Below are 24,003 nucleotides of genomic sequence, written 5' to 3'. Positions count from 1 at the left end.
CGACTTATGGCTTATCAATCGCAAGACATCATTCGTCGTTCCGCGACTAACGGTTTCACTCCCGCGCCGCAGGCGCGGGACCACCAGCAGGAAGTCGCGAAGCTTATCGACGTGACCACCTGTATCGGCTGTAAGGCCTGTCAGGTCGCTTGTTCAGAATGGAATGACATCCGTGATGAAGTCGGTCACAACGTCGGGGTGTACGATAACCCGGCGGATCTAACCGCCAAATCGTGGACGGTGATGCGTTTCTCGGAAGTGGAGCAGAACGACAAACTGGAGTGGCTGATCCGTAAGGATGGCTGTATGCACTGCGCCGATCCGGGCTGCCTGAAGGCGTGTCCCTCGGAAGGCGCGATCATTCAGTATGCCAACGGTATTGTCGACTTCCAGTCCGAGCAGTGCATCGGCTGCGGCTACTGCATCGCCGGCTGTCCGTTCGACGTGCCGCGACTCAACCCGGAAGACAACCGCGTCTACAAATGTACGCTGTGCGTAGACCGTGTTTCCGTCGGCCAGGAGCCGGCGTGTGTGAAAACCTGCCCGACCGGCGCTATCCACTTTGGCTCCAAAGAGGATATGAAAGTGCTGGCCGGCGAGCGCGTCGCCGAACTGAAAACCCGCGGGTATGATAACGCGGGCCTGTACGATCCGGCCGGCGTCGGCGGTACGCACGTGATGTACGTGCTGCACCACGCCGACAAGCCGAATCTGTATCACGGTCTGCCGGAAAACCCGGAAATCAGCGCCACCGTGAAGTTCTGGAAAGGCATCTGGAAACCGCTCGCGGCGGTCGGTTTTGCCGCCACCTTCGCCGCCAGTATCTTCCACTATGTCGGCGTCGGTCCGAACCGCGCAGACGAGGAAGAAGATAACCTGCATGAAGAGAATGACGAGGTGCGCAAATGAAAAGACGTGACACCATCGTGCGCTACACGGCGCCGGAACGCATCAACCACTGGGTGACCGCCTTCTGCTTCGTGCTGGCGGCAATCAGCGGGCTGGGATTCTTTTTCCCGTCCTTCAACTGGCTGATGCACATCATGGGGACACCGCAGCTGGCGCGAATACTGCACCCGTTTGTTGGCGTGATCATGTTTGCTTCCTTCATCATCATGTTTTTCCGCTACTGGCACCACAACCTAATCAATCGGGATGATATCTTTTGGGCGAAGAATATTCGTAAGATCGTCGTCAACGAGGAGGTAGGTGACACCGGGCGCTATAACTTCGGCCAGAAATGCGTATTCTGGGCGGCGATTATTTTGCTGGTTCTGCTGCTGGTGAGCGGGGTGATTATCTGGCGTCCGTATTTTGCGCCTGCGTTCTCAATCCCGGTAATCCGATTGGCGCTCATGCTGCATTCATTTGCCGCGGTCGCCTTAATTGTGGTTATCATGGTGCATATTTACGCCGCCCTGTGGGTGAAAGGCACCATTACCGCGATGGTGGAAGGCTGGGTTACCAAAACATGGGCGAAGAAACATCACCCCCGCTGGTACCGTGAGGTTCGCCAGAAACAGGAAAACAAGACTGAATGAGTATTCGCATAATCCCGCAAGATGAGCTGGGTTCGAGCGAGAAACGCACGGCGGAATACATTCCGCCGTTACTGTTCCCCAGGCTGAAAAATCTTTATAACCGCCGCGCGGAACGTCTGCGCGAACTGGCGGAGAGCAACCCGCTGGGCGATTATCTGCGCTTTGCCGCGCTGATTGCTCACGCCCAGGAAGTGGTGCTCTACGACCATCCGCTACAGATGGACCTGACCGCGCGCCTCAAAGAGGCGAACGAACGGGGCAAGCCGCCGCTGGATATTCACGTACTGCCGCGCGATAAGCACTGGCATAAGCTGCTGCATTCGCTCATCGCCGAGCTGAAGCCAGAGATGAGCGGCCCGGCGCTGGCGGTCATCGAAAACCTGGAAAAGGCTTCGGAACAAGAGCTGGAGCTGATGGCCAGCGCCCTTTTCGTCTCCGACTTTGCCTCGGTCAGTAGCGATAAGGCGCCGTTTATCTGGGCCGCTCTATCGCTGTACTGGGCGCAGATGGCGAGCCTGATCCCAGGCAAAGCGCGTGCCGAGTACGGCGAACAGCGCCAGTTTTGCCCGGTTTGCGGTTCGATGCCGGTATCCAGCATGGTGCAAATTGGCACCACGCAGGGTTTGCGCTATCTGCACTGCAACCTGTGCGAAACCGAATGGCACGTGGTGCGCGTGAAGTGCAGCAACTGCGAGCAGAGCCGCGATTTGCATTACTGGTCGCTGGATAATGAACAGGCGGCGGTTAAGGCCGAAAGCTGCGGCGACTGCGGGACTTACCTGAAGATCCTGTATCAGGAAAAGGACCCGAAAGTGGAGGCCGTCGCCGACGATCTCGCCTCGCTGGTGCTGGACGCCCACATGGAGCAGGAAGGCTTTGCCAGAAGCTCCATCAACCCGTTTATGTTCCCGGGTGAAGGAGAGTAAGCCCTCCCGTATTGCCGGGTGACGCAGGTTACCCGGCATACCGCAACGCCTCGCACGCAAAGGCCACAGGAGAGTCGATGTGGCCCTTTCTCACCCTATCTCTCTCTGTCGCCAGCGTTCCCGATTTTCTTTTGCTAACAACCAGGTTATAAGGCTGTATATCCATACAGAAAAAAGGAGTGACAGATGGCACTGGAAAAAGGCATTAGCCAACTGGTTGACGAGTTTATTGCCGCGGGACGTCCCTCTTCGCGAGAACAGAATATTGATGACCGGAGAGCAGGCTATGTGGCCAGTACGGTGCTGGCCGGAGAGGCTGAAAGCCGCGTTCAGGTAGAGGACATCACGCTCGAAGACATGACTTTTCGCGTGGTATCGCCGCTCAATGCCGAGGGCGTGCTGCCAGCCGTCATCTACTATCACGGCGGTTGTTTTGTCAGCGGTGGGTTCGCCACCCACGATCGGCAGCTTCGGCAACTGGCGTATAGCAGCGGCTGCCGGGTGATTGCCGTGCAGTACAGATTGGCTCCCGAAGAGACCTTTCCCGCCGCGCATGATGATGCGGAAAAAGGGGCCTTGATTATCCACCGCTATGCCGGGCGGCTTGGGATCGACATAGCGCGTGTCACGCTCGCCGGCGACAGCGCGGGCGGGCATCTGGCCCTCATCACCGCACTACGGCTGAAAGCCGCGCAGGGCTGGCAGCCCGCACAGCTGATTCTGATTTACCCCATGCTCGATGCGACCGCCGGTTCGGCCAGCTACGTCAGCAACGGCAACGATTACATCATCACCCGGGATACGCTGCTGAGCGGCTACGAAATGTATCTGCCTTCCACGGCATTTTCGCACCCTGAGGCCAGCCCGCTATGGCGTGACGACTTCAGCGGTCTGCCGCCCGTGCATATTCTGACCGCCGAATACGACCCGCTGCGTGATGAGGGTGAAACGCTGTACCAGCGGATGACGGAGCAAAATGTGGCCTGTACCTGCCAGCGCTACCTCGGAGTGATTCACGGTTTCTTTCAGCTGGCAGGCGTCAGCCAGGCGGCGCGCGATGCCATGCGGGATATCGCCTGGCGAGTCCGCTCGCCAGGCCAGCCCTCATGAGATGAGGGGCGGGCGTTACTCTTCTTCGTTACCGCCCTCTTCATACGAGCCAAACGGCTTCGCCGGCAGGACGATGTAAATGCCTTCAAAAATGGCGCCCAGATTCTCATCGCCAAACAGCTCGACCTGCAGCTGCACGCGCGCTTTGCGCCCGCGAGCCAGGCGATCGAGATCGCCGCTTAACGAGCCCAGATCGGCAACCGCGCTTGGGCGCCCGCTGATCGGCTGACTATAGCGAATATGGGCATCGGCGAGGATAATCGTGCCGCCTAAATGCCGCTCGCGCAGCATCAACCAGATCAGCCCCCAGCCGGTCAGCGTCGCCAGTGAAAACAGACTCCCGGCGAACAGAGTATGGTGCGGATTCTGATTGCCGGCTTCAGGCATGGTGGTGATGAAATTTTTGCCGGTGTACTGCTGAATGCGCACGCCCATTTTTTCGCTGAGCGGAATGTGCTGATACCAGGCCTGCTGTAGCTGCCCGCACCAGTCGCCGCGATGCAGAATATCGTCCAGCGAGGCGATCGGTTTAATCATCAGGAAGTGGCGAATCGGCGTGGTGGTCGGTGTGGTAATCTCGCCCTGGTTAACAAAACCAAGCTTGGCAAAAAAATCCATCGCGTCTTCGCGAGCGCTACAGGTCACACGCTTAACCCCTTCCTGACGGGCGACGGACTCCAGCGTCATCGCCATCAGCGTCCCAAGGCCTTTATCCTGCACCGAAGGGTGTACGGCCATAAAACGTATGGAGGCTTCATTCTCAGCGTTGATATACAACCGCCCGACGGCAACCAGATTCCCCTCTTCATCGACCACCATCTGATGATGCGCCATCGCATCCCAGGCGTCGCGCTCCGACCCTTTAGGCTGATGCAGAGGCTTACGCAGCATCTCCCAGCGGAACTGATAGTAGCTCTCTAGTTCGTCTTCTGTTTGCGGTACACGAAGGTGATACATAGCTGTACTCTCTTTTGTTACCCGCAGCCGGCCCGGAAGCTGGCTCATACCTGCAACCAAAAGGTCACAGGACCATCATTAACCAGCGAGACCTGCATATCCGCAGCGAATCTCCCGGTCTGTGTATTCATCTCCTGCTGGCGGCAGCGCGTAACGAAATATTCATACAGCGCTTCCGCTTTGTCAGGGGCTGCGCCTTTGGAAAAGCCCGGACGCATGCCACGTTCAGTATCCGCCGCCAGCGTGAACTGTGAAACCACCAGTACGCTGCCGCCGGCCTGCTGAACATTCAGGTTCATTTTGCCTTCCGTATCGCTGAAAATACGATAGCCAAGCACGCGCTCGCACAGGCGATTCGCTTTTTGCTCATCATCGTCTTTCTCAACGCCCAGTAACACCAGAAGCCCCGGGCCGATTTCACCCGTCACTTCGTCCTCCACGGTAACGCTTGCACGGGATACGCGTTGAATTAATGCAATCATAGTTGTTGTGTTTCTTCTTTTTTAAGTTTGCGGTATTCCTCGAGAGTGACAGTAATTTCTGCCCCAAGCAAGACGATACACCACGTCCAGTACACCCAGACAAACAAAATAGGCACCACGGCTATCACGCCGTAAATCAGCTGATACGACGGGAAAGCGGTGATATATAAGGCAAACGCTTTTTTACCCGCCTCAAAGAGCAGCGCCGCCACCAGCGATCCCACCAGCGCATCACGATTTGCCACCTGCGTCGTCGGCACAATGCTGTACAGCAGCCAGAACGCCGCCCACGATAAAATCAGCGGGAAAATACGCAGCACGTCATCAATCACGCTGTTCAGATCGCTGGCCCAGCGTAGTGACAGCAGATAGGAGCTGATGGCCAGGCTTGCCCCCGCCAGCAGCGGCCCCAGCGTCAGAATCATCCAGTACACGGCAAAAGAGTAAATTTTCGGCCGGGTTCGCGCGCTGCGCCAGATGGTATTCAGCGCGCTATCGATCGAATACATCAGCAGCAGCGAGGTCACAATCAACCCAAAGGCGCCCACCGCCGTCATCCGGCTGGAGTTAGCGACAAACTGTTCGATGTAGCCCTGAATGACATCCCCCGTCGCCGGGATGAAATTAGCAAAGATGAAGTGGCGAATCTGGGCACTAACCTCGGAAAACATCGGAAATGCCGAGAAAAGCGCAAAAATCACGGCGATCAGCGGCACCAGGGAGAGTAACGACACGTAGGCGAGGTTTCCCGCCAGCGTCGTCATATTGTCTTCATCAATACGCCGCCAGAGCAGTTTTAGCCAGGCCAGGAGGGGCCTGATCCAGTGCTTTGCTTTTTGATGAACGGTTTTTAGCATAGTTATTTCGCAAAGTAGTCAGGGATGGTCTCCTTCCCGGTCACCAGAATACTGGTAATCCCCAGCTGGTTAGCACCCGCGATATTATCGGCGTTATCGTCAAAAAAGACCGTGTCCGCCGGCGAAAAACCTTCCGACTGCAGGACGCTTTGATAGATCCGCAGCTCGGGTTTACGCATTCCCATCTCCTGGGAAAGATAGATTCGATCGGCAGCGGCACGTACCTGCGGGTATTCATCCGGCCAGAAAGTGGTATGCAGACGGTTCGTATTCGACAGGACCACGACGCGATGCCCCTGCTCGCGCAATGTCTGCATGATGGTGATGACTTCCGGGCGCAGCGCAACAAAAACAGCCTGCCAGCCGTGGGAAAACTGCTCATAGCTCAGCGGCATATTCATTTCATGGCACATCGCTTCGGCAAAGGCCTCATCGCTGATTTCACCGCGTTCGTGCTGATGGAACGCTTCGCCCATCGTGAAATCCTGCTTCAGCGTTGCGAGCGGGATGCGGCTGAAATCGCTCCATGTCCCCAGCACCCGGTTGAAGTCGATGTCGACAATCACATTACCTAAATCAAAGATATAGAGCATTTGTGTCTCCTTGCGCACCGTGGAAGATTAACTGTAGCGGGAAAGGAGGGGTTTGACTATGAGGTGAGCGCTTTGCGCCAAAAAAAGAAACCCCGCCATCGAGGCGGGGTTCAGGCATCAACAAGCAGCGAGAATTAGTCTTCTTTCGCGCCGCGCATCGCGCGTTTACGATCGTTCTCGGTCAGGTGACGTTTACGGATACGGATAGAAAGCGGGGTCACTTCTACCAGTTCGTCGTCATCGATGAACTCCAGAGCTTGCTCCAGGGTCATCTTGATCGGCGGAACCAGAACCGTTGCTTCGTCAGTACCGGACGCACGCATGTTGGTCAGTTTCTTACCGGTCAGGCAGTTGACAGTCAGGTCGTTAGAACGACTGTGAATACCGATGATCTGGCCTTCGTAAACTTCTGCACCGTGTCCCAGGAACAGCTTACCGCGGTCCTGCAGGCTGAACAGGGCGAAGGCCACCGCTTTGCCCTGACCGTTGGAGATCAGTACGCCGTTGTTACGCTGACCAACGTCACCCGGACGAACATCGTCGTAATGGCTGAAGGTGGAATACAGCAGACCGGTACCGGAAGTCATGGTCATGAATTCAGAACGGAAGCCGATCAGACCACGGCTTGGGATCACGTAGTCGAGACGTACGCGGCCTTTGCCGTCTGGATTCATGTTTTTCAGGTCGCCTTTACGCTCACCCAGGGCCTGCATGACAGAACCCTGATGCTGCTCTTCAACGTCCAGCGTTACGTTCTCGAACGGCTCTTGTTTGCGGCCGTCGATTTCGCGGAAGATAACTTTCGGACGGGAAACCGCCATTTCGAAACCTTCACGACGCATGTTTTCGATCAGAACAGACAGGTGCAGCTCACCACGACCGGAAACGCGGAATGCGTCCGCATCCGGAGTTTCTTCAACACGCAGCGCCACGTTGTGGACCAGCTCTTTGTTCAGACGGTCGAGAATCTGACGAGAGGTCACATACTTCCCTTCTTTACCGCAGAACGGAGAGGTGTTGACGTTGAAGAACATGGTCACGGTCGGCTCATCAACGGACAGTGCCGGCAGCGCTTCAACATTCTGCGGGTCGCAGATGGTGTCGGAGATGTTCAGCTCGCCCAGGCCGGTGATCGCAATGATATCGCCCGCTTCGGCGATGTCGCTGTCGATACGTTCCAGACCCAGGTGGGTCAGCACTTTACCGACTTTACCGTTACGGGTTTTGCCTTCGCTGTCGATGATGGTGACCTGCTGGTTCGGCTTCACTTTACCGCGTTTAATGCGGCCGATACCGATAACACCAACATAGTTGTTGTAGTCCAGCTGGGAGATCTGCATCTGCAGAGTGCCATCCAGATCGACGTTCGGTGCCGGAACGTGGTCAACGATCGCCTGATACAGCGGAGTCATGTCTTCCGCCATATCTTCGTGGTCCAGACCCGCGATACCGTTCAGCGCAGACGCATAAACGATCGGGAAGTCCAGCTGCTCATCAGTAGCGTCGAGGTTAACGAACAGGTCGAAGACCTGATCGACAACCCAGTCAGGGCGCGCGCCCGGACGGTCAACCTTGTTGATGACCACGATCGGCTTCAGGCCGTGGGCAAAGGCTTTCTTGGTGACGAAGCGCGTTTGCGGCATCGGACCGTCAAAGGCATCAACCACCAGCAGCACAGAATCAACCATGGACATAACACGCTCAACTTCACCTCCGAAGTCGGCGTGCCCGGGAGTATCAACGATGTTGATACGGTAATCATTCCATTTGATTGCGGTGTTTTTCGCGAGGATGGTAATCCCACGCTCTTTCTCCAAATCGTTGGAGTCCATCACACGCTCTTGTGTTTCGGCACGTGCATCGAACGTACCGGATTGCTGGAGCAGCTTGTCAACCAGGGTAGTTTTACCATGGTCAACGTGCGCGATGATGGCGATGTTACGCAGATTTTCGATCACAACTTTGCCTCAGGCATTAGAAATAGCGCGTTATTGTACACGTAATAAGCGAAGGACTGAACAGGATCACAAACATCCTCCGCAAACAAGTATTGCAGAGTTTCTTTGTGATCGCTTTCACGGAGCGATAAAAGGGCACTGCAACAAAAACTGCACCAAAATAGTGCTCAATGTTCACACTGAGGCACTATTTTGGTGCATTATTTCCATCGTGGTGCAGTTCTTTTGCACTATGGTGCGCATGATACAGCGTTTTACCGCTAATTTAAAAGTTGGCACAGATTTCGCTTTATATATTTTAAGGCAACAACGCCACATTAAGTAGTAAAAAAGTTTTCGTTACCACGACGACAATGACCAATCCGGGAGAGTTTAAGTATGTCCGCTGAACACGTTTTGACGATGCTGAACGAGCACGAAGTGAAGTTTGTCGATCTGCGCTTCACCGATACCAAAGGTAAAGAACAGCACGTCACGATTCCTTCTCATCAGGTAAATGCCGAATTCTTCGAAGAAGGCAAAATGTTTGATGGCTCCTCGATTGGCGGCTGGAAAGGTATTAACGAATCAGACATGGTTCTGATGCCGGATGCGACCACCGCGCTGATCGACCCGTTCTATGAAGAACCGACGCTGATCATCCGCTGCGATATCCTGGAACCAGGCACCCTGCAGGGCTATGACCGCGATCCGCGCTCCATCGCGAAACGCGCTGAAGAATACCTGCGCTCTACCGGTCTGGCAGACACCGTCCTGTTCGGGCCAGAACCAGAATTCTTCCTGTTCGATGACGTCCGCTTTGGCGCCTCTATCTCTGGCTCCCACGTCGCTATCGATGATATCGAAGGCGCATGGAACTCCGCCACCAAATATGAAGGTGGTAACAAAGGTCACCGTCCTGGCGTGAAAGGCGGTTACTTCCCGGTTCCGCCGGTAGACTCCTCTCAGGACATCCGTTCCACCATGTGTATGATCCTGGAAGAGATGGGCCTGGTTGTTGAAGCTCACCACCACGAAGTGGCCACCGCTGGTCAGAACGAAATCGCGACCCGCTTTAACACCATGACCAAAAAAGCGGACGAAATTCAGATCTACAAATATGTGGTTCATAACGTCGCTCACCGCTTCGGTAAAACCGCGACCTTCATGCCAAAACCGATGTTTGGCGATAACGGTTCCGGTATGCACTGCCACATGTCTCTGTCCAAGAACGGCGTTAACCTGTTCTCTGGCGACAAATATGCCGGCCTGTCTGAGCAAGCGCTGTACTACATCGGCGGCGTTATCAAACACGCTAAAGCGATCAATGCCCTGGCGAACCCGACCACTAACTCCTACAAGCGTCTGGTCCCGGGTTATGAAGCGCCGGTTATGCTGGCTTACTCTGCCCGTAACCGCTCTGCCTCTATCCGTATCCCGGTCGTCACCTCTCCGAAAGCACGCCGTATTGAAGTGCGCTTCCCGGACCCGGCGGCTAACCCGTACCTGTGCTTCGCAGCACTGCTGATGGCAGGCCTTGACGGTATCAAGAACAAAATCCATCCGGGCGAAGCGATGGACAAAAACCTGTACGATCTGCCGCCGGAAGAAGCGAAAGAGATCCCACAGGTTGCTGGTTCTCTGGAAGAAGCACTGAACGCGCTGGACGCGGACCGTGAGTTCCTGACGGCTGGCGGCGTGTTCACTAACGACGCTATCGATGCTTACATTGCTCTGCGTATGGAAGAAAATGACCGTATCCGTATGACTCCGCACCCGGTTGAGTTCGAGCTGTACTACAGCGTCTAATTTTGCTGTAAATCCAGGGTATTCCGTGTTGTGGCGTGGGGTATCCGGGATATTTTGTTGCCGTGGAAACTTTCAGCCCATCTCAGGATGGGCTTTTTTCTCCACCAACATGCTGATCTCATGCGCTTTTTATTCATAAAAAGCTATACTGCACTAAATTGGTGCACTCTTTTCAGGAGACTGTCAGATGGCAACAGGCACTCAGCCCGATGCTGGGCAGATCCTTAACTCTTTAATCAACAGTATCTTATTGGTCGATGACGAGCTGGCGGTGCATTACGCGAACCCGGCCGCACAGCAGCTGCTGGCGCAAAGTTCACGTAAACTCTTCGGTACGCCGCTCCCTGAGCTGTTGAGTTATTTTTCCCTGAATATCGGCCTGATGCAGGAAAGCCTGCTGGCGGGCCAGGGCTTTACCGATAACGAAGTGACGCTGGTGATCGACGGCCGCTCGCATATCCTGTCTCTGACGGCACAGCGCCTGCCGGAAGGCTATATCCTGCTGGAGATGGCCCCCATGGATAATCAGCGCCGATTGAGCCAGGAGCAGCTGCAGCACGCGCAGCAAATCGCCGCGCGGGACTTAGTCCGCGGGCTGGCTCATGAGATTAAAAATCCGTTAGGTGGACTGCGGGGCGCCGCGCAATTGTTGAGTAAAGCCTTGCCTGACCCGGCGCTCATGGAATACACCAACGTGATTATCGAACAGGCCGATCGCTTGAGAAATCTGGTCGACCGCCTGCTGGGGCCACAGCATCCCGGCATGCACGTCACTGAAAGCATTCATAAGGTCGCAGAACGGGTTGTGAAGCTGGTCTCCATGGAGCTGCCGGATAACGTCAAACTTATCCGTGATTATGACCCTAGCCTGCCGGAGCTTCCGCACGACCCTGACCAAATCGAACAGGTTTTGCTGAATATCGTACGCAATGCGCTGCAGGCGCTGGGGCCAGAAGGCGGTGAGATTATCCTGCGCACCCGTACCGCCTTCCAGTTGACGCTGCACGGCGTCCGCTACCGTCTGACCGCGCGTATTGATGTCGAAGATAACGGTCCGGGCATTCCGTCCCAGTTACAGGATACGCTGTTCTATCCCATGGTAAGCGGTCGCGAAGGCGGTACCGGTCTGGGGCTCTCCATTGCCCGCAGTCTTATCGATCAGCACTCCGGCAAAATTGAATTTACCAGTTGGCCAGGGCATACCGAATTCTCGGTATACCTGCCTATTCGGAAGTAGAGGTGTTTATGCAACGAGGGATAGCCTGGATCGTTGATGACGATAGCTCCATCCGTTGGGTGCTTGAACGCGCGCTCACCGGGGCAGGCTTGAGTTGTGCAACGTTTGAAAGCGGCAGCGAAGTGCTTGATGCGCTCACCACCAAAACCCCGGATGTTTTGTTGTCTGATATCCGTATGCCGGGGATGGACGGTCTGGCGCTACTGAAACAAATTAAACAGCGTCACCCCATGCTTCCGGTCATCATAATGACCGCGCACTCGGATCTGGATGCCGCGGTTAGCGCCTACCAGCAGGGTGCCTTTGATTATCTGCCGAAGCCGTTTGATATTGATGAAGCGGTCGCTCTGGTTGATCGCGCTATCAGCCACTATCAGGAGCAGCAGCAGCCGCGCAATATTACGGTCACCAGCCCGACGGCCGACATTATTGGCGAAGCGCCAGCGATGCAGGACGTCTTTCGCATCATTGGCCGCCTGTCGCGCTCCTCCATCAGCGTCTTGATCAACGGCGAGTCCGGTACCGGTAAAGAGCTGGTCGCCCATGCTTTACATCGCCATAGCCCGCGGGTCAAAGCGCCGTTTATCGCGCTGAATATGGCGGCGATTCCAAAAGATCTGATCGAATCCGAACTGTTCGGCCACGAGAAAGGGGCCTTTACCGGCGCCAATACCGTGCGCCAGGGGCGTTTCGAGCAGGCCGACGGCGGGACGCTGTTTCTTGATGAAATTGGCGATATGCCGCTCGATGTGCAGACGCGCCTGCTGCGCGTGCTGGCCGATGGCCAGTTCTACCGCGTGGGCGGCTATGCGCCGGTGAAGGTGGACGTGCGGATTATTGCCGCGACCCACCAGAATCTTGAGCAGCGGGTGCAGGAGGGCAAGTTCCGCGAGGATCTGTTCCATCGCCTGAACGTCATTCGCGTTCATCTCCCGCCGCTGCGCGAACGCCGTGAGGATATTCCCCGCCTGGCGCGCCATTTCCTGCAGATTGCCGCCCGCGAGCTGGGAGTCGAAGCCAAACAGCTTCATCCGGAAACCGAAACCGCGTTAACCCGTTTAGCCTGGCCCGGTAACGTACGTCAGCTGGAAAACACCTGCCGCTGGCTGACGGTGATGGCCGCGGGTCAGGAAGTTCTGACTCAGGATCTTCCCAGCGAACTGTTTGAAACCTCGATTCCGGATAGTCCCACCCATATGCAGCCTGATAGCTGGGCAACCTTGTTAGGGCAATGGGCCGATCGCGCCCTGCGTTCCGGTCATCAAAACCTGCTCTCTGAGGCTCAGCCGGAAATGGAGCGGACGCTGCTGACCACCGCGCTGCGCCATACGCAAGGGCACAAGCAGGAGGCGGCACGCCTGCTGGGCTGGGGGCGTAATACGCTGACGCGCAAGCTAAAAGAACTGGGTATGGAGTAACGGCTCTCTCCCCCGGCAGGCATCACGCCCGCCGGGGAAGCGCTTAAATGACCCGGGAGAACTGCTGCATCCGCGCTTTCTGGCGCAGGTAGGTATCAAAGCACATGCAGATATTGCGAATCAGCAGCCGACCTTTCGCCGTCACCTGAATTCCCTTTTCGTCCACATCCACCAGCCCATCTTTTGCCAACGGCGCCAGCAGCGCCAGATCTTCAGCAAAATAGGACGGGAAATCCACCTCCCATTGCGCTTCGACCGCGGCGAAATCGAGCGCAAACTGGCAAATCAGCGCTTTGATCACATCGCGACGAATGCAGTCATCACGGGTCAGCGTAATACCGCGCCACAGGGCGTTCCCGGTTTCATCAACCTGTTGATAATAGTGCTTCAGCTCTTTCTGGTTCTGCGCATAGCTGTCGCCAATCATGCTGATCGCCGACACCCCCATCCCCAGCAGGTCCGTATCGCCCTGGGTGGTGTAGCCCTGGAAGTTGCGATGCAGCACGCCCTCGCGCTGAGCGATAGCCAGCTCATCATCCGGGCGCGCAAAGTGATCCATACCAATAAACTGGTAGCCTGCGTCAGTGAGCGAGGCGATGGTCTCTTGCAGGATATCCAGCTTCTGTTGCGCCGAAGGCAGGTCGACATCTTTGATTTTACGTTGCGCAGCGAAGAGCGTCGGCAAATGCGCATAGTTAAATACGCTCAGGCGATCGGGATTGAGCTCGGCCACTTTTTGCAGCGTAAAAGCAAAACTTTCCGCCGTTTGTTTCGGCAGGCCGTAAATCAGGTCGATATTGGTGGAGGTAAAGCCAATCTCACGCGCATGGTTAAGCAACGCAAAGATAAACGCTTCATCCTGCTCACGGTTCACCAGGCGCTGCACCTCTTTATTGAAGTCCTGCACGCCCATACTCAGGCGATTGAAGCCGGCGGATCGCAAATGATCCAGCACATCCAGCTCAATTTCACGCGGGTCGACTTCGATCGAGATTTCGGCATCGGCGGTAAAATGGAAATGGCTGCGCAGCAAATGCATCAGACGGCTGATTTGCGCTTTGTTCAAATAGGTTGGCGTACCGCCGCCCCAGTGCAGCTGTTTGACCTGACGCGCGCTAAAAAGCGGCGCACGGTGGCTAATTTCCTGTTCCAGCACATCCAGATACTGGTCGGCTTTATGCTGCTGGCGGGTCACGATTTTATTGCAGCCGCAGAAATAGCAGAGCTTATGGCAAAACGGGATATGCACATACAGCGATAGCGGGCGCTGCGGATAGCGGGCCACCGCCTCATTGAACTCAGCGGCGCCGAATTCAGGGGAAAACTCCAGCGCGGTGGGGTACGAAGTATAACGCGGCCCGGAATAGTTATATTTCTGGATCAGGGCCAGATCCCAGTCGATTAACTGCACAGACATGCTCACTCCTTCCGATGGTGCCGCCGGCGGGTACGCCGCCCCGGCCCAACCGCACCTCGGGTAATGAGCCGGTTGCGCAGCCATTTCTGACGCCGCGACAACCGTCGTAGTTTAACGAATAACCACAGCAGATAACATATAACCAGAAGGGTTATAAGCAGGACCGGGAATCCGACTGAGTGCAAACGTTAGTTTCCACCCTTCAGCAGGCGCATCATATCTTCCTGACGCTCCTCTTCTTCCTCATCCTCGTCATCATCGTAGGACAGACCCAGCTGTTGCATCAGCGCATCAATACGATCGAGTTTGGCATCGACCCAGGACTGCTCTTCAGCATTCAGGGAACCCCCCTCTTCCAGACGTTCCAGCAGCGCGTCCAGGCGCTCATCGTTTTCCAGCAAATCCAGCTCAGCCTGTGGTGAAAGCATAGGTTTCTCGCTCTTCGGTTTGTGCTGCTTAATAGCCGGGGTGCTTTCAGTCACGCCCAGCGGAATCGGTTTTTTACTACCAATACGCGGATCTTGCTGTTGGCCCTGCTTATTACCGGACGAAACTGCATCACCGCCGGTTGCGCGACTACCCGCCGCGTGACCACGATGTTTCTTCTGGCGCTTACGATCGCGAGATTCCTGATTCATTTCTTCACGCGTCTTGCGATGTATTTTGCCACGGGGTACGGATGTCGGTTTTTTCATGTGTGTGATCTTCAGATTCGTTTTCTTCAGTATAGAATTGAGGCGGAATCTAGCAGAAAGCAAGCAAAGAAAAAAGGCGACAGATTACTCTGCCGCCTTTTTCCTCACTCACAAACCCGCAACGGGTTTCCACTTTCCCTGTTCGCCAACGACGCACCCTGTCTTTCCTTTGGCGAATAACGTTCCCTGTTACATCCCTTTCCTTGTCAAAACGTCTCCAGACGTTTGTCATCCTGACAGTCATCCCTGGTCTTCGCCTCCTGGCGCTCCTGACCCCTCATCCTGAGTCTTCATCCTCCCGGCTTCCTCGCCGTTGCCCATTACTTTACCGGGTTAAGAGAAATCGACAACCAACCCGCGGGTAAATTTTGGTATTTAAGATTTTTCTTTTTATTTAATGGTTTGATTTTTAATATTTTTATTATGTTAATGTCGGGCGTTTCTCATCAATCTCCCCTATATTGAATGGACAATGTCTCACAAAGCATGTGGTTTTTACTTACATCAGAGAAATGCGGTAAAAACAGTCTTTTTCTGCTGTTCAGGTATACTCCCCACCATAGCCTTATTTAACGGAGACGACTGTCTTGACCAACTGGAATTATCAACAGACGCATTTTGTCACCAGCGCACCCGATATCCGCCATCTTCCAGCCGATACCGGCATCGAAGTCGCGTTTGCTGGCCGCTCAAATGCGGGGAAATCCAGCGCCCTGAATACGCTCACCAACCAGAAAAGCCTGGCGCGTACTTCAAAGACGCCTGGCCGCACCCAGCTTATTAACCTGTTCGAAGTCGCCGAAGGCAAACGCCTGGTCGACCTTCCGGGCTATGGCTACGCTCAGGTCCCCGAGGAGATGAAGATCAAATGGCAGCGGGCGCTGGGTGAATACCTGGAGAAACGTCTGTGCCTGAAAGGACTGGTGGTGTTGATGGATATCCGCCATCCGCTGAAAGACCTTGACCAGCAAATGATTGAATGGGCGGTAGAAAGCGATATTCAGGTTCTGGTGCTGCTGACAAAAGCCGATAAGCTGGCCAGCGGGGCGTGTAAAGCGCAGGTGAATATGGTGCGCGAAGCGGTTCTCGCCTTTAATGGCGATGTACAGGTCGAACCTTTCTCTTCGCTGAAGAAATCCGGCGTGGATAAACTGCGACAGAAACTCGATAGCTGGTTCAACGAGATCCCTCCTCAGGAAGAGATCGCCGACGGGGAATAATCTCCGTTGTTTCCCCCGGATAGCGGCGCTCGCGCCTTGTCCGGGCGGCATCGTTTCCCCGCCACTGCGCGCAAAACATTTCTTTCGCGCAATAAAAAACGCCCCGGTCATAAATGACCGGGGCGGCTAAAATATTCAGCCAAATCCGATTACGTGAAGTAAAAGGTCTGAAAGATAGAACATCTTACCTCTGTACCCTACGTCGTTAACTCTACTCTTCTTTTGGTTACGGAGAAAGCACTTTTTGTAGTTTTTTTTCACTCTTTACATAGCAAATTCAAATGGTCATCACAAAACGCTATAAGTTATGTTGCTTACTTACAGAAAATCACCTTATCCACTGAATACTTAGTGCGCTTGATCCCAGTTTTCCCCACTTCCCACTTCCACCAGCAGCGGCACCGCCAGCGTCGTGCTATTTTCCATCAGCTCATGGACCTTTTTCGCCACGGTGTCGAGATCGTCTTTATGCACTTCAAAGACCAGTTCATCGTGCACCTGCATGATCATCCGCACCCGCGGTTTCTCGCTCAGCAGCCATTGATCAACGGCGATCATCGCGCGCTTGATAATGTCCGCGGCGGTACCCTGCATCGGGGCGTTGATCGCCGCACGTTCAGCGCCGGCACGCCGGGCTCCGTTACTGGATTTGATGTCCGGGAGGTACAGACGACGGCCATCCAGCGTTTCGACATACCCCTGCTCTTTCGCCTGCGCCCGGGTACGTTCCATATAATCCAGCACGCCCGGATAGCGCTCGAAGTAGAGATCCATGTATTTCTGCGCTTCTTTACGCGGAATGTTGAGCTGCCGCGCGAGGCCAAATGCGCTCATACCATAAATCAGGCCAAAGTTAATCGCTTTGGCACTCCGGCGCTGCTCGTTACTCACGCTCTCAAGCGGCAGGCCAAAGACCTCTGCCGCCGTCGCACGGTGGATATCTTTACCTTCGGCAAAGGCGGTCAGCAGGCCGTTATCGCGTGACAGATGCGCCATAATGCGCAACTCGATTTGCGAGTAGTCGGCAGAAACGATGAGGTAATCTTGCGGAGCAATAAACGCCTGGCGAATACGACGCCCTTCTTCGTTACGCACCGGAATGTTCTGCAGGTTCGGATCGGTCGAAGACAGGCGTCCGGTCGCCGTTACGGCCTGATGATAAGAGGTATGCACGCGGCCGGTTTTTGGGTTTATCATCAGCGGCAGTTTGTCGGTATACGTCGACTTCAGCTTCGCCAGCCCGCGATACTCGAGAATGACTTTCGGTAGCGGATAATCCAGCGCCAGCTCTTCCAGCACCTCTTCCGACGTGGAAGGCGCGCCGCCCGGCGTTTTCTTCAGCGGCTTAATACCCTGTTTTTCAAAAAGAATAGTTTGTAGCTGTTTGGGTGAAGAGAGGTTGAACTCTTCGCCCGCGATCTCGTAGGCCTTCTGCTCCAGCTCGATCAGGCGTTTAGCGATTTCCTGTGAATGGGCATGCAGTACGGCCGGGTCAATTTTGACCCCGTTACGTTCAACGCGGGATAGCACCGGCACCAGCGGCATCTCAATATTTTTAAAAATATTCAGCGGGCCTTCATGCTGCTGCAGTTTCGGCCACATTTTCAGGTGCAGTTGCAAGGTGACATCAGCATCTTCCGCCGCATAGCGGCCTGCTTCTTCCAGCGCAATCTGGTTAAAGGTGAGCTGGTTTTTCCCCTTCCCGGCAATCTCTTCAAAGGTAATGGTTTTATGCTTCAGCCAACGATCGGCGAGACTATCCATATCATGACGTCCCGCCACGCTATCGAGGATGTAGGACTCCAGCATGGTGTCAAAGGCGATACCGCGAAGCTCAATGTCATAGTTAGCCAGAATGCCGCGGTCATATTTCAGGTTTTGCCCGACCTTCAGCAGATTCTTATCTTCCAGCAGCGGTTTCAGCAGCTCCAGCACGCGCTCCCGAGGGATCTGATCCGGCGCATCGAGATAATCATGTGCAACCGGGACGTAGGCCGCAATACCGGGTTCAATAGCAAACGACAGGCCCACCATATTGGCGGAGATATTATCCAGGCTGTCCGTTTCCGTATCAAAGGCAAACAGCGGCGCTTTCTTCAGCTTCGCGATCCATTCAGTCAACGTCTGTTCATCAAGAATCGTGACGTAGTTTTCCGCAGACAGCGTGGCCGCGGCCTCAACGTCCTCTTCCGCAACGACAGCGGCAGCTTCTGCCGGTTTTGCCGCCGGTTTACCGCCCTTTGCCTGCATCCATTTGCCGGATTCAACATCGGTGATCCAGCGCTTAAATTCATATTTTTTGAATAGCGCCAGTAGATCGTCCGCTGCCGGCTGCAGGACGTGCAGCTCTTCGCAGCGCAGATCCAGCTCGACGTCGGTTTTAATGGTGGCCAGCTGATACGAGAGGTAGGCCACCTCTTTGTTTTGCTCCAGTTTCGCGGCCATCGTTTTGGCGCCGCGGAAGCTCAGACCGGCAATTTTATCGGGCTCAGCGTATAAGGTATCCAGCCCACCCAGCCCCTGCAGCAGCGCCTGAGCCGTTTTCTCACCCACGCCGGGTACGCCCGGAATGTTATCCGAGGAGTCGCCCATCAGCGCGAGGAAATCGATAATCAGCTCCGGCGGGACGCCGTATTTCGTCACCACTTCATCCGGACCAAGGATGGTGTTAGTCATGGTATTAATCAGGGTAATGCCCGGCGTAACCAGCTGCGCCATATCTTTATCACCGGTGCTGATCAGCACCGGGCGGCCCGCATTTTCCGCTTCACGCGCCAGCGTTCCGATAACATCATCCGCCTCGACGCCCGGAACCGCCATCAGCGGCAGCCCCATCGCCTTCACCATGGCATGCAACGGTTCGATCTGCGCCCGCAGATCGTCCGGCATCGGCGGACGGTGGGATTTGTAATGCTCAAACAGTTCGTCACGGAAGGTTTTTCCTTTAGCATCAAAAACCACAACAGCATGAGTCGGTTGATACTGCAGGATCAGGCTGCGCAGCATATTCAGCACGCCATACATTGCGCCGGTCGGCTCACCTGCGCTGTTGGTCAGCGGCGGGAAAGCGTGATACGCCCGGTAAAGGTAAGAGGAGCCGTCAACGAGGATGAGAGGGTTTTCTGGGATCTGAACCATAATTTCCGTGCCTGTTTATCAGATTATGGGTAAAGGATGCCACAGACGCGCCTGAAAACCTGAATTTTTCCCGCATTTCACCAAAAAGATTCATCGATCTGGTCGATCGTGCGGTGGTGATATCTGTGGATAAGTTTGTGCATAGTTTTATCAGAGTAGCCGATCCACCCTAAACAAAATAAACGGAAATATAATTAATGCTTATTAATCATATAGTTAATCATAGATCCTGGTTTTTAATATCATTCTAATGACTCAATGTTCCATGTGGATATAAGATCCGCCTGTTTTTCTGTTCTGCGAAGACCCGTCATTTGCCGCGTTTTCTGGTAAAATCAGCCTCTTGCACGGTTTAACTGCGCTCTTTATCAGCCTAACTTTCTGAATAAACTAACTATGTCGAGATTACTCGCTGCGATAACACTTCCGCTGAGTATCGCCCTTACCATCGTAGTCACCATTATCTGTTCCGTACCGATAATCTTCGCCGGGCTGATTAAACTTCTTGTACCCATTCCTGCGGTATGGCGTGCGATATCCCGTTTCTGCAATTTCATGATGTACTGCTGGTGTGAGGGATTGGCGATACTGCTTTACCTGAACCCCGGGCTGAAATGGGACGTGCAGGGCCTTGATGGCTTAAATAAAAAAAACTGGTATCTGCTTATCAGCAACCATCATAGCTGGGCAGATATCGTGGTGCTTTGCGTGTTGTTCCGTAAGCACATCCCGATGAATAAATACTTTCTCAAGCAGCAGCTCGCCTGGGTGCCCTTTATCGGTCTGGCCTGCTGGGCGCTGGATATGCCCTTCATGCGCCGCTACTCGCGTGGCTATTTAATTCGCCACCCGGAGCGTCGCGGTAAAGACGTTGAAACCACCCGTCGTTCCTGCGAAAAATTCCGTTCGCACCCGACCACTATCGTCAACTTCGTCGAAGGTTCGCGCTTTACGGAAGAGAAGCAGCGCCAGACCCGTTCGCCTTACCGTAATTTATTACCGCCGAAAGCGGCAGGTATCGCAATGGCGTTAAACGTCCTTGGCGCCCAGTTTGATAAGCTGCTGAACGTGACATTATGCTACCCGGAGAACAATCAGAGACCGTTTTTCGACATGCTAAGCGGCCGCCTGACCCGTATCGTAGTACGCGTCAATATGCTCCCCGTCGCTGACGATCTGCATGGCGACTACGTGAACGACAAAAACTTTAAGCGCCGCTTTCAGCGTTGGCTAAATACGTTATGGGAAGAGAAAGACGCCCAGCTGACGGAAATCATGCGGCGGAATGAAAAGTAGGATTATTACGTCTGAAAACAACAACGCCGGTCATCGACCGGCGTTTTTTTTACTTCTTCTCAACCAACTGCTTAACGGTATCCGCATACTGGGCGACAAATACGTCCATATTGCTGGTATCCATCCCTTGCGGGTTCAGCTGATATTTACCGTTAACGTACATGGCCGGGACTCCCTGCAGCTGCAGGTCAGCGGCGGCTTTCTCTTGTTGGGCAACCAGAGATTTCACCACGAAGCTGTTCCAGGCCGCATCGTAATCTTCCCCCTTCACGCCGGCATCAACAAAGACTTTACGGATATCGGCTACCGTTTGTACGGTTTGCGTTTTCTGCACCGCTTCAAACATCGGTACCGTCACTTTATCTTCAACGCCCAGCGCCATCGCGACCGCCCATGCCTGGGTTAAATCTTTACCCAACGGCCCCAGGAACTCAACGTGGTACTTGGTCATTTTGACGCCTTCCGGCAGCTTTTTCTTCACGTTATCAGAAACGTGCAGCACCTCTTCAAACTGATAGCAGTGTGGGCAGTAGAACGAGAAGAACTCAAGTACCTGAGGCTCCCCGGCCACCGGCTTATCAAGGGTGATATACTGCTTACCGTCGGTGATCTGGGCAGCGGATGCACTAAAAGCCAGAATCATACCAGCCAGCGCCAGCCAAATTTTTTTCATTTTTAACTCTCTCCTGGAAATATCAGATTAATACATTGGCGTTAACTGAAGAGGGGGTTCTTGCAGAACCTTCACCTGCTCAAGAAAAGTTGTTATCTGCCCACGCCAGTAATCTTCCCCGGTTAACCACGGGAAATTGATAGGGAAAGCAGGATCGTCCCAGCGTCTGAGCAACCATGCCAGATAATAAACTAACCGCATGGCACGTAAAGGTTCGATAAGCGCGAGCTCATCGGCATTAAAGGGACTGAATTCTTCGTAAGCCTCAACGATCATCTCCAGCTGCATGCGCTGCTCGGCTTTATCGCCGTTTAGCAGCATCCACAGATCCTGGATCGCCGGGCCGGTGCGGGCATCGTCTAAATCGACAAACAGCGGGCCATCGCGCCAGAGAATATTTCCGGCGTGGCAATCGCCGTGCAGGCGCAGCGTATCCGCATTGCCATGCCACTGCGCCATGACGGCTGCAATCAGTTTATCTGCGGCACGGAGAAAGCTCTCCTTCAGGCCCGCCGGTATCAATTTTGCGTGTTCAAAGACTTCTCGCGGTGCGAGTAAATATTCATCCACTCCAATTTCCGGACGTGCCACGAAGCGCTGTTTGCGCCCGGTCTGGTGTAAACGCCCCAGATAACGCCCGACCGACTCCATTTGATCGAGGTTATCGGACTCAAACTGGCGTCCGCCAAGGCTCGGGAACACGGCAAAATAGAAACCCTGGTGTTGATGAAGGGTAGTGTCATTGAACAATAATGGCGCAGCGACAGGAACATCATCCTGTTCGAGCTGGAGAGTGAACTGGTGTTCTTCGAGGATCTGTTCAGCAGACCAACGTTCAGGACGATAGAACTTCACCACATAGCGGCGGCGATCTTCGTCCTGAAACTGGTAAACCCGGTTTTCATAGCTGTTAAGCGGGGTGAGACCAGAATCTACCCGCATACCCAGATCAAATAGCCCATCAATAATGGTATCCGGGTGAAGCGTCTGAAAATTAAAAGCCTTATCGTGCATCCTGACATCCGATAATCGTACGAATAGTTCAGGATATCATCTCATAACGCGTTCCGCGGCAGCACTTACAACCTTTTACTCTTTAATCACACCGCGAGCGCGTAGTAACGCCGTTTTGAAATCCTCTTCATAATCTTTCTGAATCCCTGGAATAACCGCTTCTTTTGCCGAGTCACGCATTTTCAGGTGATAAATCAGGATATCGTCGGAAAGATCGGTCAGTTCGCCATCGTAACCGGCCTCTTTTGCCAGTTTCTGCAAGAATTGCATCAGGTTCAGTTCGGGCTCTTTTTGCCAGGCAGGCTGGAGGAGTTCAATTACTTCATTCAGACGTTTACATTTCATGGTCATGCTCCTTACTCTTGATAGGGACAAGTTAACAGGGTCAATCCCACAAAGAAAGAGGCGATATTCATATGCAAGGCGAGGCAATAACCGGCGTCGTGTTAGCGGGTGGGAGGGCCACCCGGATGGGGGGAGCGGATAAAGGGTTACAGCTACTCAAGGGTAAACCATTGTGGCGGTATGTCGCCGATACGCTGGCTCCTCAGGTAACAAGCCTGGCGATCAGCGCCAACCGTAATCTCGATAGCTGGCACGCCAGTGGTTACCCGATTTATCGCGATACCCTCACCGACTTTCCCGGACCGCTGGCCGGTATGCTATCCATCATGCAGCAGATAGAGGGTGAATGGTTTGTGTTTTGTCCTTGCGATACGCCGTTTATCCCCGCGTTTTTAGTTGAGCGCTTTATACAGCAGAAAAAATCCGCCGCCGTCGTCTGGGCGCATGATGGAGAGCGGGATCATCCGGCCATCGCCCTGATGCATCGACGCTTAATTCCCTCGCTGGCCGCCTATCTTGCCGCCGGTGAGCGACGAGTGATGGTCTTTATGCGCAACAGCGGTGGGCATAGCGTCGATTTTAGCGATGTGAGATCGGCATTCATTAACGTCAACACCCTTGATGATTTGCAGAATATGCAGGAGTAACCATGATCCCCGTTCTCGCCATTTCCGCCTGGAGCGGCAGCGGCAAAACAACGCTGCTAAAAAAACTGATCCCGGCATTATGTGCGGAAGGCCTGCGTCCCGGTCTGATAAAGCATACCCATCATAATATGGACGTCGATAAACCCGGAAAAGACAGCTATGAATTGCGCAAAGCCGGGGCAGCACAGACTATCGTAGCCAGTTCGCAGCGCTGGGCGCTAATGACCGAAACACCAGATGCAGAAGAACCTGATTTGACGTGGTTGGTCAGCAGAATGGACGCCTCAAAACTGGATTTAGTTCTGGTCGAAGGATTTAAGCATGAACCGGTGGCGAAGATCCTGCTTTTTCGCCAGGACAGCGGGCATAGTGTCGACGATCTTGTTGTGGATGAGCACGTTATTGCCGTGGCCAGCGATACCTATGTGGAAACTTCACTACCGCTGCTCGATTTAAATAATGTTCCGCAGATTACGGCATTTATTCTGCAATGGCTAAGAAGATAAGATCTGCGGAATCAAGTGCGCGGGGGCGACAGAAGAGTGGATATGCACCCGCTATAGCGAGCGAGATCGTAGCGGGTTTTCCATTGGCTGAAAACGCAAAAAGCCCATCCGCGAGGATGGGCTTCTTACTGATTTGATGCCTGGCAGTTCCCTACTCTCACATGGGGAGACCCCACACTACCATC

General features: G+C 54.2%; 22 protein-coding genes. 11 read left to right on the top strand and 11 right to left on the bottom strand.

Annotated features, from left to right (window positions below):
* Nucleotides 1–6: 6 nt before the first annotated feature.
* From fdxH to EDF73_RS25730, 4 genes are all read left to right on the top strand, one after another.
* Nucleotides 7–909, top strand: a complete 903-nt coding sequence (gene fdxH, locus EDF73_RS25745; RefSeq protein ID WP_132731787.1) for a formate dehydrogenase subunit beta — start codon at nt 7–9, stop codon at nt 907–909.
* Entirely contained in the window at nt 906–1,541 is a 636-nt protein-coding gene (gene fdoI, locus EDF73_RS25740; RefSeq protein WP_132731786.1) for a formate dehydrogenase cytochrome b556 subunit, read from the top strand. The genes fdxH and fdoI overlap by 4 nt, the downstream gene beginning before the upstream one ends.
* On the top strand, nt 1,538–2,467 hold the full coding sequence (gene fdhE, locus EDF73_RS25735; RefSeq protein ID WP_132731785.1) for a formate dehydrogenase accessory protein FdhE: 930 nt from the start codon (nt 1,538–1,540) through the stop codon (nt 2,465–2,467). Before fdoI ends, fdhE begins: the two co-directional genes overlap by 4 nt.
* A gap of 186 nt (nt 2,468–2,653) precedes the next feature.
* A complete protein-coding gene (locus EDF73_RS25730) occupies nt 2,654–3,577 on the top strand; it encodes an alpha/beta hydrolase (protein ID WP_132731784.1) in 924 nt (307 codons plus the stop codon).
* Between the two features lie 15 nt (nt 3,578–3,592).
* On the opposite strand, the gene fabY is transcribed toward EDF73_RS25730, so the two are convergent.
* From fabY to typA, 5 genes are all read right to left on the bottom strand, one after another.
* Nucleotides 3,593–4,534 carry a fatty acid biosynthesis protein FabY gene (fabY, locus tag EDF73_RS25725; protein WP_165905795.1) on the bottom strand — a complete coding sequence of 314 codons (942 nt, stop codon included), beginning with the start codon at nt 4,532–4,534 and terminating at the stop codon, nt 3,593–3,595.
* A gap of 44 nt (nt 4,535–4,578) precedes the next feature.
* Nucleotides 4,579–5,016 carry a D-aminoacyl-tRNA deacylase gene (gene dtd, locus EDF73_RS25720; RefSeq protein WP_132731782.1) on the bottom strand — a complete coding sequence of 146 codons (438 nt, stop codon included), beginning with the start codon at nt 5,014–5,016 and terminating at the stop codon, nt 4,579–4,581.
* Complete coding sequence (locus tag EDF73_RS25715) at nt 5,013–5,873, bottom strand: virulence factor BrkB family protein (RefSeq protein WP_132731781.1); 861 nt, start codon at nt 5,871–5,873, stop codon at nt 5,013–5,015. Before EDF73_RS25715 ends, dtd begins: the two co-directional genes overlap by 4 nt.
* A gap of 2 nt (nt 5,874–5,875) precedes the next feature.
* Entirely contained in the window at nt 5,876–6,466 is a 591-nt protein-coding gene (yihX, locus tag EDF73_RS25710; RefSeq protein WP_132731780.1) for a glucose-1-phosphatase, read from the bottom strand.
* Nucleotides 6,467–6,600: 134 nt separating this feature from the next.
* Entirely contained in the window at nt 6,601–8,424 is a 1,824-nt protein-coding gene (gene typA / locus EDF73_RS25705; protein WP_132731779.1) for a ribosome-dependent GTPase TypA, read from the bottom strand.
* Between the two features lie 378 nt (nt 8,425–8,802).
* On the opposite strand from typA, the gene glnA reads away from it, so the two are divergent.
* From glnA to glnG, 3 genes are all read left to right on the top strand, one after another.
* Nucleotides 8,803–10,212: a glutamate--ammonia ligase gene (glnA, locus tag EDF73_RS25700; protein ID WP_132731778.1), complete on the top strand. Its 1,410-nt coding sequence runs from the start codon at nt 8,803–8,805 to the stop codon at nt 10,210–10,212.
* A 187-nt stretch (nt 10,213–10,399) separates the two neighbouring features.
* A complete protein-coding gene (gene glnL / locus EDF73_RS25695; RefSeq protein WP_132731777.1) occupies nt 10,400–11,449 on the top strand; it encodes a nitrogen regulation protein NR(II) in 1,050 nt (349 codons plus the stop codon).
* An 8-nt stretch (nt 11,450–11,457) separates the two neighbouring features.
* Nucleotides 11,458–12,867: a nitrogen regulation protein NR(I) gene (gene glnG, locus EDF73_RS25690; RefSeq protein ID WP_132731776.1), complete on the top strand. Its 1,410-nt coding sequence runs from the start codon at nt 11,458–11,460 to the stop codon at nt 12,865–12,867.
* A gap of 43 nt (nt 12,868–12,910) precedes the next feature.
* Here glnG and hemN read toward each other — a convergent pair whose 3' ends face one another.
* Both hemN and yihI read right to left on the bottom strand, forming a co-directional pair.
* The gene (hemN, locus tag EDF73_RS25685; protein WP_132731775.1) at nt 12,911–14,284 is read right to left on the bottom strand and encodes an oxygen-independent coproporphyrinogen III oxidase; all 1,374 of its coding nucleotides are present in this window, start codon (nt 14,282–14,284) and stop codon (nt 12,911–12,913) included.
* 188 nt (nt 14,285–14,472) lie between these two features.
* Nucleotides 14,473–14,979 (bottom strand): Der GTPase-activating protein YihI, encoded by a 507-nt coding sequence (gene yihI, locus EDF73_RS25675; protein ID WP_132731773.1) that lies wholly within the window; start codon nt 14,977–14,979, stop codon nt 14,473–14,475.
* A gap of 587 nt (nt 14,980–15,566) precedes the next feature.
* On the opposite strand from yihI, the gene yihA reads away from it, so the two are divergent.
* A complete protein-coding gene (gene yihA / locus EDF73_RS25665; RefSeq protein WP_132731771.1) occupies nt 15,567–16,199 on the top strand; it encodes a ribosome biogenesis GTP-binding protein YihA/YsxC in 633 nt (210 codons plus the stop codon).
* A 348-nt stretch (nt 16,200–16,547) separates the two neighbouring features.
* Here yihA and polA read toward each other — a convergent pair whose 3' ends face one another.
* Nucleotides 16,548–19,337 carry a DNA polymerase I gene (gene polA / locus EDF73_RS25660; protein WP_132731770.1) on the bottom strand — a complete coding sequence of 930 codons (2,790 nt, stop codon included), beginning with the start codon at nt 19,335–19,337 and terminating at the stop codon, nt 16,548–16,550.
* Nucleotides 19,338–19,733: 396 nt separating this feature from the next.
* Here polA and EDF73_RS25650 point away from each other — a divergent pair, with 396 nt between their 5' ends.
* Nucleotides 19,734–20,633, top strand: coding sequence for an acyltransferase (locus tag EDF73_RS25650; RefSeq protein ID WP_132731769.1), 900 nt, complete (start codon nt 19,734–19,736; stop codon nt 20,631–20,633).
* 49 nt (nt 20,634–20,682) lie between these two features.
* Here EDF73_RS25650 and dsbA read toward each other — a convergent pair whose 3' ends face one another.
* The 3 genes from dsbA to EDF73_RS25635 all read right to left on the bottom strand — a co-directional run bounded on the left by dsbA (nt 20,683) and on the right by EDF73_RS25635 (nt 22,665).
* A complete protein-coding gene (gene dsbA, locus EDF73_RS25645; protein ID WP_132731768.1) occupies nt 20,683–21,306 on the bottom strand; it encodes a thiol:disulfide interchange protein DsbA in 624 nt (207 codons plus the stop codon).
* 27 nt (nt 21,307–21,333) lie between these two features.
* Nucleotides 21,334–22,320 (bottom strand): serine/threonine protein kinase, encoded by a 987-nt coding sequence (locus EDF73_RS25640; protein WP_132731767.1) that lies wholly within the window; start codon nt 22,318–22,320, stop codon nt 21,334–21,336.
* 75 nt (nt 22,321–22,395) lie between these two features.
* Nucleotides 22,396–22,665, bottom strand: coding sequence for a YihD family protein (locus tag EDF73_RS25635; RefSeq protein WP_132731766.1), 270 nt, complete (start codon nt 22,663–22,665; stop codon nt 22,396–22,398).
* A gap of 71 nt (nt 22,666–22,736) precedes the next feature.
* Here EDF73_RS25635 and mobA point away from each other — a divergent pair, with 71 nt between their 5' ends.
* Together mobA and mobB are read left to right on the top strand one after the other, a co-directional pair.
* Nucleotides 22,737–23,312, top strand: coding sequence for a molybdenum cofactor guanylyltransferase MobA (gene mobA, locus EDF73_RS25630; RefSeq protein WP_132731765.1), 576 nt, complete (start codon nt 22,737–22,739; stop codon nt 23,310–23,312).
* Nucleotides 23,313–23,314: 2 nt separating this feature from the next.
* Nucleotides 23,315–23,818: a molybdopterin-guanine dinucleotide biosynthesis protein MobB gene (mobB, locus tag EDF73_RS25625; RefSeq protein WP_132731764.1), complete on the top strand. Its 504-nt coding sequence runs from the start codon at nt 23,315–23,317 to the stop codon at nt 23,816–23,818.
* The last annotated feature ends 185 nt before the right edge of the window (nt 23,819–24,003 follow it).

It is taken from the genome of Klebsiella sp. BIGb0138 (assembly GCF_004342285.1).
In the GTDB taxonomy this organism is placed as follows: Bacteria; Pseudomonadota; Gammaproteobacteria; order Enterobacterales; family Enterobacteriaceae; genus Klebsiella.
The sequence above is the reverse complement of the archived record's forward strand: the minus strand, read 5'-3'. Positions and strand labels throughout refer to the sequence as shown.

Bases quoted from the DNA above. Each gene is read 5' to 3' on its own strand.
- EDF73_RS25640 (WP_132731767.1), bottom strand. From the start codon at position 22,320: ATGCACGATAAGGCTTTTAATTTTCAGACGCTTCACCCGGATACCATT.
- fabY (WP_165905795.1), bottom strand. From the start codon at position 4,534: ATGTATCACCTTCGTGTACCGCAAACAGAAGACGAACTAGAGAGCTAC.
- EDF73_RS25635 (WP_132731766.1), bottom strand. From the start codon at position 22,665: ATGAAATGTAAACGTCTGAATGAAGTAATTGAACTCCTCCAGCCTGCC.
- hemN (WP_132731775.1), bottom strand. From the start codon at position 14,284: ATGTCTGTGCAGTTAATCGACTGGGATCTGGCCCTGATCCAGAAATAT.
- glnL (WP_132731777.1), top strand. From the start codon at position 10,400: ATGGCAACAGGCACTCAGCCCGATGCTGGGCAGATCCTTAACTCTTTA.
- fdoI (WP_132731786.1), top strand. From the start codon at position 906: ATGAAAAGACGTGACACCATCGTGCGCTACACGGCGCCGGAACGCATC.
- dsbA (WP_132731768.1), bottom strand. From the start codon at position 21,306: ATGAAAAAAATTTGGCTGGCGCTGGCTGGTATGATTCTGGCTTTTAGT.
- glnA (WP_132731778.1), top strand. From the start codon at position 8,803: ATGTCCGCTGAACACGTTTTGACGATGCTGAACGAGCACGAAGTGAAG.
- polA (WP_132731770.1), bottom strand. From the start codon at position 19,337: ATGGTTCAGATCCCAGAAAACCCTCTCATCCTCGTTGACGGCTCCTCT.
- glnG (WP_132731776.1), top strand. From the start codon at position 11,458: ATGCAACGAGGGATAGCCTGGATCGTTGATGACGATAGCTCCATCCGT.
- mobB (WP_132731764.1), top strand. From the start codon at position 23,315: ATGATCCCCGTTCTCGCCATTTCCGCCTGGAGCGGCAGCGGCAAAACA.
- mobA (WP_132731765.1), top strand. From the start codon at position 22,737: ATGCAAGGCGAGGCAATAACCGGCGTCGTGTTAGCGGGTGGGAGGGCC.
- EDF73_RS25650 (WP_132731769.1), top strand. From the start codon at position 19,734: ATGTCGAGATTACTCGCTGCGATAACACTTCCGCTGAGTATCGCCCTT.
- fdhE (WP_132731785.1), top strand. From the start codon at position 1,538: ATGAGTATTCGCATAATCCCGCAAGATGAGCTGGGTTCGAGCGAGAAA.
- yihX (WP_132731780.1), bottom strand. From the start codon at position 6,466: ATGCTCTATATCTTTGATTTAGGTAATGTGATTGTCGACATCGACTTC.
- EDF73_RS25715 (WP_132731781.1), bottom strand. From the start codon at position 5,873: ATGCTAAAAACCGTTCATCAAAAAGCAAAGCACTGGATCAGGCCCCTC.
- dtd (WP_132731782.1), bottom strand. From the start codon at position 5,016: ATGATTGCATTAATTCAACGCGTATCCCGTGCAAGCGTTACCGTGGAG.
- fdxH (WP_132731787.1), top strand. From the start codon at position 7: ATGGCTTATCAATCGCAAGACATCATTCGTCGTTCCGCGACTAACGGT.
- yihI (WP_132731773.1), bottom strand. From the start codon at position 14,979: ATGAAAAAACCGACATCCGTACCCCGTGGCAAAATACATCGCAAGACG.
- EDF73_RS25730 (WP_132731784.1), top strand. From the start codon at position 2,654: ATGGCACTGGAAAAAGGCATTAGCCAACTGGTTGACGAGTTTATTGCC.